Here is a 13,674-nt window from a genome sequence, read left to right on the forward strand (position 1 = left end):
ATGCTAGCGATCCGTCCCACTTGTGAAAACTGCAATAAAAAGCTTCCAGTAGATGCTACTGATGCCATGATCTGCACTTTTGAGTGTACCTTTTGCAACGAGTGCGTAAGCGGACCGCTAAAAGAGGTCTGTCCTAATTGTGGCGGTGGTTTTGTCCCACGGCCTATAAGACCGCAACACCTCTTGGAGAAGTATCCTCCAAGTCAAAAAGTGGTGTATAAACCCGTCGATTTAGAAGCACATTACAAAAAACATTTTAGCCGATGATAACAGGAAAAAGTTATATCGCCAGTACCCCTAGCTCAAGTACAGGCAACACCTTTAAAACATTTGATCCGCAGAAAAATGCAGACAATCCATGGGTATTTACAGAAGCTACTGAGGCTGAGGTTGATCTCGCAGTAAATCAAGCTACAGAAGCTTTTGAATCGTTCCGCTCCAGTAGTGGTGAACAAAGAGCAGCCTTACTCAATGCTATTGCAGATCAGATCATGAATTTGGGTGATGCTTTAATTCAAACCTATTGTGCAGAATCTGGCTTACCCGCCGGACGCGCTCAAGGAGAGCGTGGGCGTACGGTCTTTCAGCTCAGGACCTTTGCAGATTTGGTGGCCGATGGGTCTTGGGTAGAAGCTACAATTGATACGGGGGATCCACAGCGCACTCCAGCACCTAAACCCGATCTGCGCAAAATGAACATTCCCTTAGGCCCCGTGGCAGTTTTTGGAGCGAGTAATTTCCCGTTGGCTTATTCTACGGCAGGTGGGGATACTGCAGCTGCTTTCGCGGCTGGTTGCCCGGTTGTGGTGAAATCGCATCCTATGCATGCGGGAACTGGAGAGTTGGTAGCGCAAGCCATCAGTACTGCGGTAAAGCAAGTTGGGGTGCATCCAGGTGTATTCTCTAATTTGAACAGCAGCGGTATTGACGTTGGAACCCAATTGGTATCTCATCCTGGAATCAAAGCTGTTGGTTTTACGGGTAGTATTAAGGGTGGCCGCGCCTTGTTTGACCTCGCTGCCGGACGGGAAGAACCCATTCCGGTATTCGCAGAGATGGGAAGTATTAATCCTGTGGTTGCCTTGCCCTCGGCTTTGGCAGAGGATGCCTTAGGTTGGGCGCAGAAATACGCAGGGTCGATTAATTTGGGAACCGGGCAGTTTTGTACGAATCCAGGTTTGATACTCGGTATTGCTTCTGAGGAGTTCGATGCTTTTGAACATCACCTTCAGCAAGCTTTTGAAGACGTCACGCCTCAATGCATGTTGCACCCAAAGATCAAACAGGCCTTTGATAGTGGTAAACAACAAGCAAGTGCTCAATCCGGAACGTCAACAGTAGTTTCAGAGATGGAAGTGGACACGGCCAATTATGCCAGTCCTTTAGTACTCAAGGTGAGGGGCGTGGAATTTTTGGCCAATGACAAACTCCATCATGAGGTCTTTGGTCCGTATTCGCTACTGGTAAGCTGTGCAACTGAGCACGAACTACTCACCGTCATTAAAAATTTAGAAGGGCAGTTGACTGGGACCATTCTCGCCACACAAGATGACTTAAGCGGGAAGCATGATATTATTGCCGCCTTGCAGAATCGAGTAGGTCGTTTGATCTTCAATGGGGTACCTACTGGAGTGGAGGTCTGTCCCTCCATGCTGCACGGAGGGCCTTATCCGGCTTCTACGGATTCGCGTTTTTCTGCGGTTGGGATTCACAGCATTAAACGTTGGGTGCGGCCATTCAGTTTCCAAGATTGGCCTAATGCACAATTGCCACAAGAGCTGCAAGATGCCAATCCTTTGGGGATTCGTCGTCTGGTAAATAATAAATGGACTGCAGATGGACTTTAGAAAGATTTTAATCGCGCTAGGTGCAGTTGTTTTGGGTTTTATGACGAGTTGTTCCGAAACGGCTCCCAATAATTCTGAAAAATTGGAGGCTCTTATCGCGGCCCATGAGGGTTTTGATAGCTACGATAAAAAGAAGTATCGTTTGGGATTGTATACCCCAGAGCGCTATCAAAAAGAGGCGGTCTTTGCCGACTCTTTGCTCACGCAGCTCGCTAAACTCCATACTACCGGACTCTCAGATTCCGAAAAGATCTCTAAAGAACTTTTAACCTTTGTGTTGAAAGACGATGTAGCCTTCAACGAATTTAAGCGCTATTTGAATCCGCTCTTATCGGATTCAGGCTTTCATTTGAACCTAAATTACAGAGTGCGCCCCTTAAATAATTACGCTCAGGTGATTAATTATTTGCATGTGCTCAACGCAATTCCAGAGTATGTCGATCAGCATTTTGCCAACCTTAGAGAAGGCATCGCGACTGGGCAAGTGCAGGCTGCAGTGATCTTTGACGGCTATGAATCTACCTATGATGATCATATTGTTTTGGACTTTAAGGAAAGCTATTTCTATTCGCCCTTTAAGCAGTTGCCGGCTAGTTTAACTGAAGCTCAGAAAGATTCAGTCTTAGTGGCTGCAGAAGAAGCCGTTTCCAAGAATGTGATTCCGCAGTTTATGAGAATCAAGCAGTTCTTTGAAGAGGAATATTACCCCAATGCTCGCCAGGATATTGGTGTTTCCAGTGTGCCAGGAGGAGCAGAGCAATACCAAGATCGCATTAATTTTTATACTACCTCTGAGCAGTACACGGCACAGGATATTCACGAGATAGGACTTGCAGAAGTAGCTCGCATCAAAGCGCGGATGCAGGAGATCATTGAGGAGTTAGGCTTTAAAGGAACTTTTGCCGATTTTCTACGTTTCTTAAGAACCGATCCGCAGTTTTATGCCAAGACTCCAGAAGAGCTTTTAATGATCGCTCGCGATATGGCCAAACGCGCCGATGAGCAATTGCCAAGATTCTTTAAGACCTTACCAAGAAAGCCTTATGGAGTGGCACCAGTACCGGATGCTATCGCTCCAAAATATACGGGTGGTCGTTATGTGGGGACTTCCAAAAACAGTACAGATCCCGGTTATTACTGGGTCAACACCTATAATCTGCCCAGCCGAACCTTGTACACTTTACCGGCCTTAACCGTGCATGAAGCGGTCCCCGGACATCATTTGCAAGGGGCTTTGAACAATGAGCTGGGAGACAGTATTCCACAGTTTAGAAAAAACCTTTACCTGTCTGCTTACGGAGAGGGTTGGGGGCTGTATTCAGAATACTTAGCCGCAGAAATGGGGATGTATACCACACCCTATGAAGAATTCGGACAACTTACTTATGAAATGTGGCGCGCTTGCCGCCTGGTGGTAGACACGGGGATTCATGCCTTGGGTTGGACCCGCGATGAGGTTGTGGATTATATGGCGAGCAATACCGCGCTTTCCATTCATGAGGTCAATACAGAAACTGACAGATACATCTCTTGGCCGGGACAGGCTTTGTCTTATAAGATTGGAGAATTAAAGATTAGAGAACTTCGCAAGAAGGCCGAGGAGGAATTAGGTGCGGACTTTGATATCCGTGCGTTTCATGAGGTGATCTTAGGGCAAGGAACAGTGACCTTGGATATTTTAGAACAACGAATCAACAGCTACATTGAGCGCAGCAGAAAATAATCACGTTTTTAAGTGCATTGACGGGCATACTTGTGGGAATCCGGTACGGGTAGTCACCACGGGGCATCCTGAGTTAAAGGGAGTCACTATGGCCGAAAAGCGCTTGCACTTTTTAAAGGAATTTGATTGGATCAGAACAGGACTCATGTTTGAGCCCCGTGGTCATGATATGATGAGCGGTAGTTTTTTATATCCTCCGGCAGATCCTCAAAACGATTGTGGCGTCCTTTTTATTGAAACCTCGGGTTGTTTGCCCATGTGTGGCCACGGAACTATAGGTACAGTAACCATTGCCATTGAAGCGGGTCTTATAAAACCTAAGAATCCGGGGCGACTGCGTCTAGAGACTCCTGCAGGTTTGGTCAAGGTCAATTATCATCAGAAAGGCGATAAGGTCAAATGGGTTCAAATTCAAAACGTGCCGAGTTTTCTCGCTGCAGAAGGGCTTACCATTGATTGTCCTGATTTAGGAATCCTTAATGTTGATGTGGCTTATGGAGGGAATTTCTACGCCATTGTAGATCCGCAAGAGAATTTTAGTGGCTTGCAAGATTTTACCGCTGGGCAGATCATTGCCTATTCCCAAGTGGTGCGCAGACGACTCAATGAAAAGTATTCGGAAAGGTTTACACATCCTGAGGATCCAAACATCAACGGGATCTCTCATATGCAGTGGACAGGAGCTACGCTTCACGACACTTCACACGGGCGTAATGCAGTTTTTTATGGCGATAAGGCCATAGACCGATCTCCCTGTGGAACGGGTTCCTCTGCACGATTGGCGCAATTGCACGCTAAAGGGAAATTAAAAGAACAAGAAGAATTTATACACGAGAGCTTTATTGGCTCTACCTTTAATTGTAAAATAGTAGGGACCACAACAGTTGGAGGTTTTGCGGCTATTATACCTCAGATTCAAGGCTGGGCTAAGGTTTATGGCAACAATACCATCAGCATTGATCCAGATGATGATCCCTATGCACATGGATTTCAAGTAATATGAGTAAAGAAGTTCTGGTAATTGGAGGAGGAATTGTAGGCCTCTGTTGCGCTTACTATCTAAAACAAGAAGGACACGAGGTCCGCGTGATCGATAAATCCGCTATGGATCAGGGTGCGTCTTATGTCAATGCAGGTTATCTGACCCCGAGTCATATCATCCCATTGGCCGCTCCGGGAGTAATGAAAAAAGGCTTGAAGTGGATGTTCAACTCAGCCAGCCCCTTGTATATCAAGCCGCGTTTGGAGTCTAATTTCATCAAATGGACGCTCGCTTTTAATCGATCGTGTTCGCAGGCTAATGTGGACCGATCGGTACGGGCTATCCGCGACATCAATCTATTGAGCAGAGAATTGTTCCCAGAACTAAAAGCAAAGGAAGACTTTCAGTTTCAATTGGAGCGTAAAGGCTTGATCATGCTCTGCCAAACACAAAAGATGTTAGATGCAGAATTAAAGGTCGCAGACCTAGCTGCTAAAGAAGGTTTGGAGGTTGCTCCTGTAACCCGAGAAGAGATCATTGCCATGGATCCCAATGTAAAAATTGATACCATTGGCGGAGTTCATTTTGGATGCGACGGACACACCACACCCAATCAACTAATGGCAGAACTCAAGCAGCGCTTGCCACAAATGGGCGTAAAGATTCAAGCGGAAGAAGCTGTAGAGCGTCTGAAAACCAATGGCCATAAGATTCAAAAGGTCATTACCGATAAAGGAGAATATCAACCCGATGAGGTAGTATTGGCCTCTGGAAGTTGGAGTGCCCAATTGGCACGAAGTTTAGGTATCCCCATGCTTTTGGAAGCTGGTAAAGGCTACCGCATCAATTCCACACAAGACCTCGGTATTAATATGCCAGCCATTCTTTGCGAATCCAAAGTAGCCGTTACGCCTATGCACGGTTTTACGCGTTTTGCCGGAACTATGGAAATCGCTGGGATCAACCATAAGATCAGACCAGAACGGGTCAATGCCATTGCTGCGGCTGCAACAAAATACTATCCGGAAGTTCATCTTACCGATGCGGAGAAACAAGAAGCTGCCTGCGGTTTGCGACCGGTTTCTCCAGACGGGATGGCCTATATTGGACGCACGTCTAAAGTAGCAAATCTCGCTATTGCAACAGGTCACGCTATGATGGGATGGAGTATGGGCCCCGCAACTGGGAAGTTGATCGCAGAGTTGCTCTCAGAAAAACCCACCTCTATGGATTTGAGTCCTTTCAACCCAGATAGAAAATTCTAAGGATCGTAACGCATATTGATCAAATGCGCTTTAAAGCCTGATTTTTCATAGGCTTTGATAGCGGCATCATTCACATCATAAACATCCAGACGGATCTCGGTTATGCCTTGCTCTTTACACCAAACAATTAAGGCTTCGGTTATTAAACCATTATAGCCATTACCACGGTGCTTTTCTGGAACAAACATAAAGCCCAAATAACCGTAGTGGGTGTGTTTGAGGTACTTTCGGTCTTCGAGAATTTTTGCATAACCAGAGGCAACGATCTCATCGCCAATAGTAGCTACTAAAAGTATCGATTCAGGACCGTCAATAAGCGGTTTAAAGGCGTAATAGCTCGTAGTATCTGGTCGGATAGTTGGATCCATCGGCAACTCTGCTGCAATGAGTCCCATTTTAAATTCTTGCAACACTTTTAGATCGTCGTAGGTCGCTTTGCGAATCGTCGGAGTCATTTAACAGGACATATCGGCAACGATCTTCCATTGCTCGTTGATCTTTCTAAAAACCACAAGAAATACTCCATTTGCATCTCCAACATCACGTGAAAGGTAGAACCTGCCCATGACGGTATAGGAGTCAGTTCCCGCAGGGCTTACATCATCAATAGTAAACTTCAATACTCCGGTATGCCCAGCAGTGGGATAGCTTTTTTTGTACCTGTCTAATGTAGCTTGCCATCCTTTGACCAAGCCACCGCTGCCGTAGAATTTAAGAGAATCACTTTTCCAATAGCCTTCCATAAATCCTTCCAAATCATGATTGGACCAAGCTTTAGATTGATCTGCCATTACTTTTAAAATGGCCGTTTTGTCCTGTTCTTGTTGTGATTGCGCAAACTGCTGTTGACTCAAAAAGAGCAATCCAATTATTGCGATGAGATGCTTAAGCTTCATAATGTTGCATTTTATCTTCGGTTAATACTTGAGAAAGATAGTGTAAAAGTTGTTCTGCATTGTGACGATTAAAGACCATGGGTGGTTTGATCTTGATCACATTGTCATCCGGACCGTCTACAGACATTAAATAACCGTAGTACTTCATTCTATTGGCCAGGTATTTGGCTTGTTCGGTAAGCGGATTTCTATCAGCATCACAGAGTTCAAATCCTAAGAAGAACCCTTTACCACGAACGTCTGCTATGATCGGGAATTGTTTTTGTAGCGCCTTTAGGCCGTCTATTAGAAAATGACCTGTATCGCGTGCGTTGTCCATAAGTTTTTCTTCTTGGATGACCTCTAGGACGGCCTTACCTACAGCCGAGGAGACCGGGTTTCCGCCAAAGGTATTGAAGAACTCCATGCCGTTGTTAAAGGCCTCGGCCACCTCCGCAGTACAAACCACAGCAGCCAAAGGATGTCCATTGCCTATAGGTTTTCCAATGGTGACAATGTCTGGGACAACTCCGTACTGCTCAAAGCCCCAAAAGCTATCACCTAATCTGCCCATGCCTACCTGAACTTCATCAGCAATACAAATACCTCCAGCAGCTCTAACCAGCTTATAAACTTCAGGCAAATAGCCCTCAGGCAGCGGAATTTGTCCACCACAACTCAAAACGGATTCCAACAAGAGCCCGCCTATTTTCATGTTTTGCTCTTGCAGATTTTGAATTTGCTCTTGCAAATCCTTGACATAATCTACCGAGGCATTTGGACCTCTGTGTTTACCTCTAAAGACATCAGGTCTGTGAAAAACATGGGTGGTCTGCGGAGGCTCATATCCGCCTTTTCGATCAAATTTATAATGGCTCAGATCCACGCAAGTAAGGGTGTTGCCGTGGTAGCCACTCTCAGAGACCAACATATGTCTCGAACCAGTTACCGCTTCTACCATGCGTACGGCGAGCTCATTGGCCTCACTGCCAGAATTCACAAAATGGACTACGCTGAGTTTCTCTGGGAAGGTCTTTAAAAAGGCCTCTGCAAACTCCACCACGTTCTTGTGTAAATAGCGGGTGTTTGTGTTTAGCGCGGCAATCTGCTGTTGGGCAGCCTTAACCACATGAGGATGTTCGTGACCCACGTGAGCCACATTGTTCACCGTGTCAATGTACTTGCGACCCCAAGAATCCACCAGATAGATGCCTTGCCCTCTAACAATATGCAAGGGCTCATTATAAGAGAGACTCATTCCCTGTCCTAAGCTCTTTTTGCGTTTTTGTTCGATTTGCTCCGGACGTAATTTAGGCTGAGGTTTCAACGCGGAATCTTGAAAGAACAAATTGGGGTCAGGGCACAGATCTTGCCAGATCTCCCGCTGATGTGCGTAGCAAACTCCGGGGAAATCTTCTGTGTAATCTAATAGGTCTAGCATGAATTGATAATGCAGGTGAGGCGACCAGCTCCCGTTTTCATGCGCTGCGCCCAATTGACCGACCATTCCACCAGCCTCAATGATGTCACCCAAATTATGGGTCAAAGCTGTTTCTGGGATCAAATGCCCGTAGAGGGTGTAAAATTCCAATCCAGCTTCCTGATGCTTTATTACCACTAGACCGCCGTATTCCTTATTGCCTTGGTCATTGACTGCAATGACTACTTCTCCTTTGTGAAGGGTATGTACCGGCGTTTGCGCAGGCAACCAAAAATCGACTCCCAAATGTACAGTTCTGCTTTGAGCGCCATAATTGCCAACAGTGTCGTAAGCGGGGTCTGTGTAAAGTGGTCGCGGTTCTTGATAACCGCCTGCTATGATTTGCTCAGGGTGCTGTTTTTGGAGCTGATCTATTTTGAATTCAAACAAGGCTAAATCATTAAACTCAGACTGGGTCCCGATCCAAAGGCTGGATACACTCAGGTCCAAGTGTAAAGCCTTTTTAAAAGTTGTGGTAGGAAATACGGTGTCAAAATCAGCTTTGTGTTCAGTTGCCCATTGCTCAAAGGCAGTGGTTTTAGGGTGTGCCGGATAACCGCAAGCCTTTCTAAAACTGTAATGTGCAAAGCGCGGATGCACTTGACTCCAAAGCTGCAAGCTTTCCCAAACGGCCTCTTGGCTGACTTGTAGATAAGTGTTTTCTGGTTGGGCTATCGCATTGCGCTTTGCGTGAACTATGCTCAAAAGCAAGCGCATGCCAATAAGGGTGTAAAGGTGCGCGAGTTCTGCTTCCTGGAGTGGGAAGAACTCTTGAACGCCTTTTAGAAAAGGGGTCAGTGCGTCCAAGGGATCGGGAAATCCGCTGATCAAATAAGCTCCGCAAATGGCGACCTCATTGATGCTTTGACTGTAACTGGCGTCACCAAAATCAATGATTCCTTTAATTTCACTTCCATCCGCAGCGACAAAAATATTATTGTCGTTTAAATCGTTGTGAATCCACTGCTTTCTTAAAGTCTCATAGGTAGTCAATTCTGATTTGAATCGATCTATGAAAAAGTCTAGCAGTTTTTGATCTGCGGAATCAAACAAGGCCAAATGCTCCTGAGTCCATAAGGAGTTGCTCAACTCCCAAGTCGGATTCAAAGATTCCCCAGAAGCCTTGTAGTCGCTAAGTGCTTGTAGTAATTCGCCTGTGCGCTGTCCAAGTTGTTCCCTTAGACTCTCTGTATGCGGATTGATCTCAGACCACAGTTTGCCGTCTATCCAAGATATGATCCTTAGCGAGCGCTTTTGACCATCCGCAGTAAAGAATGAAAACAATTCGCCAGTTTTCGTTGAAATTACTTGGGGAACCTGTAATCCTCGTTCTGATAGGAAGTCCAATAAGGCTTGCTCAAAGGCCGCGGTATCTTGCTCAAGAGCTGTTGGACCCACTTTGACCAAAAAGTTTTGGCCGGTATTTGTGGTGAGTTTATAATTTAGTGTAAATTCGCCGTAAAGCAGTGATAGACTGCCTTCCAAGTGGTATTCGTTCTTTATTATTTTGTGCAATGCTGAAAATGCAGCTGGAGTCATGAGCGACAGTTTTTACAGAAATAAAGGTAAGCAAACTGCAGTTTTTTAAGCGATAATTTTATCCGCTAATCGTAGCAGTTTTACCATTCGTCGACACTAAATGGACCATTCGTCGAAACTTAATCCGATAACATCCTTAAAATCGACATTTTTGCATAAGTAAATATCACCCCCTATGAAAACACTTGAAATCCTTTTATTAGAAGACGATCAGATCGAGATCATGAAACTGCAAAGAGCCTTTAAGAAGCTCGAAACGCCGCACAAAGTTATTCCTGTGAATAATGGCGAAGATGCTTTAAAATATCTAGAAGATGCTGACCGACTTCCTGATCTAATTTTCTTAGATCTTAACATGCCGCGTTTGAATGGTCTAGAATTTTTAGCAATATTGAAAAAAGACGATCGTTTGAAATTTTTACCGACAGTGGTTTTGACCACGTCGAGCAACGAAAAAGACCTTTTCGCTTGTTATGAGATTGGCGTGGCCGGTTATGTGCTTAAGCCTCTGCAGTATCAAGATTATGTGAACCGATTGGGTGCCGTTTTGGCCTATTGGGAGCACAACGAATTGGTTAAACCTGTAATGGCTTAATAACTAATCATATGAAAGGAATTGTATTTACGGAATTATTGGAATTGGTCGAGGAGAAATTTGGTCTAGAAATGGTAGACCATATCATCGACGAATCCGATTTACCTTCTGGCGGTGCCTACACTGCTGTTGGAACTTATGAGTTTTCAGAAATGCTTCAATTGCTCACGCACTTGAGTGCAAAGACCGGTATTGATATCGGTACCTTGCAACGCGTATTTGCAGAACATTTCTACAAGGTCATAGAACGTGAATACCCTACCTTTTTAACTATGTATAAAGACCCTCTAGAGATGCTGGCTTCTATTGAGAACCATATTCACGTAGAGGTTCGCAAAATATACCCTGATGCCCAGTTACCTACTTTTGACGTGCAGGAGAAGACCGATACCAAATTAGTGATGGTATATACTTCTTCTCGTGCTATGTATAGTTTTGGATTAGGTCTGATGGAGCAAACGTTCAAATATTTCAACCAAGAAGCTACGATTACCATGGATATGCTTAAAGAAGACGGATCTGAGGTTAAATTCGTAATTTCAACGGATGGATAGTAAGGAACACACGCTCCTGCTCAGGAAAATAGAACGAGAGAAATCCGCCAGAAAGCAGGCAGAAAAAATCTTAGAAGTCAAAGCCGCTGAACTCTATCAGCGCACCCAGCAATTGCATGAAGCCAATCAACAGTTGGAGACCTTGCTGGGTGAAAAGAATTCTCAATTACAAGGTATTTTTGAGAATATTGTTGACGCCTATGTGGTCATGGATTTGGCAGGGAACATCCTGCGCATGAACGAAGCGGCCAATAAACTCTTTGGCATTGATTTAGAAAAAGAAACGGTCAACGTGGCGAGTTTGATCTATCCAGAAGATGTTGCCTACGCCATGGCGTCCTTCCAATCCTTAAATGAAAAGGGCTACTTTACCAATTATCAAGCCCGTGTTCTTACCCGCAGTCAAGGAGTGCGTTGGGTACAGATCAATGCCTCCATCGTTTTGGATAATAAAGAGCGGCCCATAGCGGCTCAAGGTATTGTTCGTGATATTACTGACGAACTCAACGAATCCAATGCACTAGCTTTTATCTCTGAGGTGGCTCAAGAGATCCTCGGAAAGACCAATTTTAGAGAGATCGGGACCATTTTAGCCCAAAAGGTTTCTGCCTTTTTAAAGACTGAGGATTGTGTGGTCTATCTCAAAATGCCAGAACAAAAATATTTGCAGCAAATATCTGCGGTAGGTGCCAAACTGGATAAAGACGGAAACATTGTCAATCCGTTGATAATTCCAGTAGGAACCGGAATTGTTGGATCGGTGGCTCAATCGGGAAAAGCAGAACTCATCGGTAACACCAGAGCCGACAAACGATATATTCGAGACGACGCCGCTAGGCTTTCTGAGTTGGCCGTAGCAATTAGCGTGGATGACCAAGTGCTTGGTGTTATTGATGCAGAGCACCCTCAAGCAGATTTCTTTACCAAAGAACAACTTAAAACCCTTACTTCAGTTTCCAATTTGGTTGCTTTGCAATTGCGCTCGGCCATGGACGTTAGTGCAAGACGTGAAAGTGAAGCGCGAAACGCAAAGCTTTTGGATCAGTTGGAATTGTCCAACCGAGAACTCAGCGAATATGCCCATATGGTATCTCATGATCTCAAATCCCCTCTGCGAAGTATTAGCGCCTTGGCAGAATGGATCAAAGAAGATAATTATGATCAACTCCCCGATGAATCTAAAGAGCACTTTGCCCTTTTGGAAGGGACCATTACTAAAATGGAGGAGTTGATCTCCAATGTACTGGAATACGCATCGGTGGACCGTGTAGCGGAAGAATTTGCTCCAGTGGATACCAGAGAGCTCGTACAAGAAATTGAAGACCTTATTTTTGTACCCGAACATATTGAATTGCAGATTGCTGATAATTTACCCGTGGTCTCTGGGAATCGGATCATGCTGCAACAGCTTTTCCAGAACCTAATAGTGAACGCGGTTAAATACAATGATAAGCCGAGTGGCTTTGTCAAAATTGACTGTGTAGATAAAGACACCTTCTTTGAGTTTACCGTAGCCGATAATGGCATGGGTATCGCTCCAGAATATCACGATAAGATCTTTAAGATTTTCCAATCCCTCAATCCAGATGGAGAGTCTAGCGGACTTGGTTTGGCACTGGTTAAAAAAGTGGTGGAAGTACATCACGGTGAAATTTGGCTAGACAGTACTATTGACCAAGGTTCAACCTTTTATTTTACCCTCAGCAAGAAAAAATGATTTTTACCAATCCTAATCCAAAAGAAATTGCAGCCGCAATGCAACAAGAGGCAACCCCTGATTCCTTGTTCGTTGTTATGGTGGCAGAAAATACAGGCGCAGATATTGATGAGTTTATGGCTGCCCTTAATGAAACTTCTTGTCAGTACATTGGCGGGCTGTTTCCAAAATTGATCTTTGACAACGCCTTGATTGATCAAGGTGTTGTGGTAACACGATTACAAGGATTACAAAAAATTCATATTGCTCGTGGTTTGGCCGAAGGCAATTACAATCTGGAAAAACACCCCGTTGCTTTAGGCAGTGATTATTGTGTATTCACTTTGGTTGATGGATTAGCTTCTGGCATCTCTGGATTCTTGTCTGAACTCTACAGAAGTTACGGCAGCGAGATCCGTTATTTTGGTGGAGGCGCTGGTAGTTTGAGTTTGCAGCAAGCCCCTTGCTTATTTAGCCGAGAAGGATTTTTGCAAGATGCCGCAATATACTGCCTGTTGAATCAATCGACCCATTTGGGTGTGAAACACGGTTGGGAGAAATTGGGCGGTCCTTTTGTGGCTACGAAGACCACTGCAAATGTGGTGGAAGAAATCAACTGGAGACCTGCCTTTGAAGTCTACAGAGAAGTAGTTGAAGCCGATTACGGAGCATCCTTTGACAGTCAACCCTTCTTTGATATTGCCAAGGGTTATCCCTTTGGAATGGTTCGTGAAGGAACAGAATGCGTGGTTCGTGACCCCATAGCGGTGAATGATGACGGGCATTTGATCTGTGTGGGTGAGGTTCCAGAAAACACCTTTCTCGATGTGTTGAAAGGAAAGAATCAGGAATTAATTGCGGCCGCAGAACAGGCGGCTATGATCGCAGCAGATCAAGCCAAACAACCCGCAGCTGCATTGGTTATTGACTGTATATCTCGGGTGCTCTTCTTGGATGATAATTTCCAGGAGGAAGTTCAAGCGGTAACCAAAGCCTTGCAACAAAAAGGAGTGCAACCCACTATGCGTGGAGCTTTAACCCTTGGTGAGATCTCTTCCTTTGGTGATGGCTTTATTGAATTTTTCAACAAAACCACAGTAGTGGGACTCTTTGAATAA

The 13,674-nt window shown here is 44.9% G+C and carries 12 protein-coding genes; 9 read left to right on the forward strand and 3 right to left on the reverse strand.

Going from position 1 to position 13,674, the window contains the following annotated elements; all coding sequences use genetic code 11:
• From POW22_RS04545 to POW22_RS04565, 5 genes are read left to right on the forward strand one after another with little or no spacing between them, the layout of a single operon-like run.
• Window positions 1-267 carry a DUF1272 domain-containing protein gene (locus tag POW22_RS04545; protein WP_272831437.1) on the forward strand — a complete coding sequence of 89 codons (267 nt, stop codon included), beginning with the start codon at window positions 1-3 and terminating at the stop codon, window positions 265-267.
• A complete protein-coding gene (locus POW22_RS04550) occupies window positions 264-1,847 on the forward strand; it encodes an aldehyde dehydrogenase (NADP(+)) (protein ID WP_272831438.1) in 1,584 nt (527 codons plus the stop codon). Before POW22_RS04545 ends, POW22_RS04550 begins: the two co-directional genes overlap by 4 nt.
• Window positions 1,837-3,570: a DUF885 domain-containing protein gene (locus POW22_RS04555; RefSeq protein WP_272831439.1), complete on the forward strand. Its 1,734-nt coding sequence runs from the start codon at window positions 1,837-1,839 to the stop codon at window positions 3,568-3,570. Before POW22_RS04550 ends, POW22_RS04555 begins: the two co-directional genes overlap by 11 nt.
• Window positions 3,551-4,573, forward strand: coding sequence for a 4-hydroxyproline epimerase (locus tag POW22_RS04560; protein ID WP_272831440.1), 1,023 nt, complete (start codon window positions 3,551-3,553; stop codon window positions 4,571-4,573). Before POW22_RS04555 ends, POW22_RS04560 begins: the two co-directional genes overlap by 20 nt.
• Complete coding sequence (locus tag POW22_RS04565) at window positions 4,570-5,817, forward strand: NAD(P)/FAD-dependent oxidoreductase (protein ID WP_272831441.1); 1,248 nt, start codon at window positions 4,570-4,572, stop codon at window positions 5,815-5,817. The genes POW22_RS04560 and POW22_RS04565 overlap by 4 nt, the downstream gene beginning before the upstream one ends.
• Here POW22_RS04565 and POW22_RS04570 read toward each other — a convergent pair.
• The 3 genes from POW22_RS04570 to POW22_RS04580 are packed head-to-tail and all read right to left on the reverse strand — an operon-like array spanning window position 5,814 to window position 9,711.
• Window positions 5,814-6,272, reverse strand: coding sequence for a GNAT family N-acetyltransferase (locus tag POW22_RS04570; RefSeq protein ID WP_272831442.1), 459 nt, complete (start codon window positions 6,270-6,272; stop codon window positions 5,814-5,816). The two genes, POW22_RS04565 and POW22_RS04570, sit on opposite strands and share 4 nt — an antisense overlap.
• Window positions 6,273-6,713, reverse strand: a complete 441-nt coding sequence (locus tag POW22_RS04575) for a YybH family protein (protein ID WP_272831443.1) — start codon at window positions 6,711-6,713, stop codon at window positions 6,273-6,275.
• Window positions 6,703-9,711: an aminotransferase class III-fold pyridoxal phosphate-dependent enzyme gene (locus POW22_RS04580; protein WP_272831444.1), complete on the reverse strand. Its 3,009-nt coding sequence runs from the start codon at window positions 9,709-9,711 to the stop codon at window positions 6,703-6,705. Before POW22_RS04580 ends, POW22_RS04575 begins: the two co-directional genes overlap by 11 nt.
• Before the next feature lie 175 nt (window positions 9,712-9,886).
• On the opposite strand from POW22_RS04580, the gene POW22_RS04585 reads away from it, so the two are divergent.
• Genes POW22_RS04585 through POW22_RS04600 form a run of 4 tightly spaced genes read left to right on the forward strand, consistent with a single transcriptional unit; the run spans window position 9,887 to window position 13,674 of the window.
• Window positions 9,887-10,306: a response regulator gene (locus POW22_RS04585; RefSeq protein WP_272831445.1), complete on the forward strand. Its 420-nt coding sequence runs from the start codon at window positions 9,887-9,889 to the stop codon at window positions 10,304-10,306.
• 11 nt (window positions 10,307-10,317) lie between these two features.
• Window positions 10,318-10,860, forward strand: a complete 543-nt coding sequence (locus tag POW22_RS04590; RefSeq protein WP_272831446.1) for a heme NO-binding domain-containing protein — start codon at window positions 10,318-10,320, stop codon at window positions 10,858-10,860.
• Window positions 10,853-12,577 (forward strand): PAS domain-containing sensor histidine kinase, encoded by a 1,725-nt coding sequence (locus POW22_RS04595; RefSeq protein WP_272831447.1) that lies wholly within the window; start codon window positions 10,853-10,855, stop codon window positions 12,575-12,577. The genes POW22_RS04590 and POW22_RS04595 overlap by 8 nt, the downstream gene beginning before the upstream one ends.
• A 38-nt stretch (window positions 12,578-12,615) precedes the next feature.
• Entirely contained in the window at window positions 12,616-13,674 is a 1,059-nt protein-coding gene (locus POW22_RS04600) for an FIST signal transduction protein (RefSeq protein WP_272831448.1), read from the forward strand.

Source organism: Gilvibacter sediminis (genome assembly GCF_028561565.1).
Lineage (GTDB): Bacteria > Bacteroidota > Bacteroidia > Flavobacteriales > Flavobacteriaceae > Gilvibacter > Gilvibacter sediminis.

Coding starts and splice junctions, on each gene's coding strand:
- POW22_RS04545 (WP_272831437.1), top strand. CDS start 1: ATGCTAGCGATCCGTCCCACTTGTGAAAACTGCAATAAAAAGCTTCCA.
- POW22_RS04550 (WP_272831438.1), top strand. CDS start 264: ATGATAACAGGAAAAAGTTATATCGCCAGTACCCCTAGCTCAAGTACA.
- POW22_RS04555 (WP_272831439.1), top strand. CDS start 1,837: ATGGACTTTAGAAAGATTTTAATCGCGCTAGGTGCAGTTGTTTTGGGT.
- POW22_RS04565 (WP_272831441.1), top strand. CDS start 4,570: ATGAGTAAAGAAGTTCTGGTAATTGGAGGAGGAATTGTAGGCCTCTGT.
- POW22_RS04570 (WP_272831442.1), bottom strand. CDS start 6,272: ATGACTCCGACGATTCGCAAAGCGACCTACGACGATCTAAAAGTGTTG.
- POW22_RS04575 (WP_272831443.1), bottom strand. CDS start 6,713: ATGAAGCTTAAGCATCTCATCGCAATAATTGGATTGCTCTTTTTGAGT.
- POW22_RS04580 (WP_272831444.1), bottom strand. CDS start 9,711: ATGACTCCAGCTGCATTTTCAGCATTGCACAAAATAATAAAGAACGAA.
- POW22_RS04585 (WP_272831445.1), top strand. CDS start 9,887: ATGAAAACACTTGAAATCCTTTTATTAGAAGACGATCAGATCGAGATC.
- POW22_RS04590 (WP_272831446.1), top strand. CDS start 10,318: ATGAAAGGAATTGTATTTACGGAATTATTGGAATTGGTCGAGGAGAAA.
- POW22_RS04595 (WP_272831447.1), top strand. CDS start 10,853: ATGGATAGTAAGGAACACACGCTCCTGCTCAGGAAAATAGAACGAGAG.
- POW22_RS04600 (WP_272831448.1), top strand. CDS start 12,616: ATGCAACAAGAGGCAACCCCTGATTCCTTGTTCGTTGTTATGGTGGCA.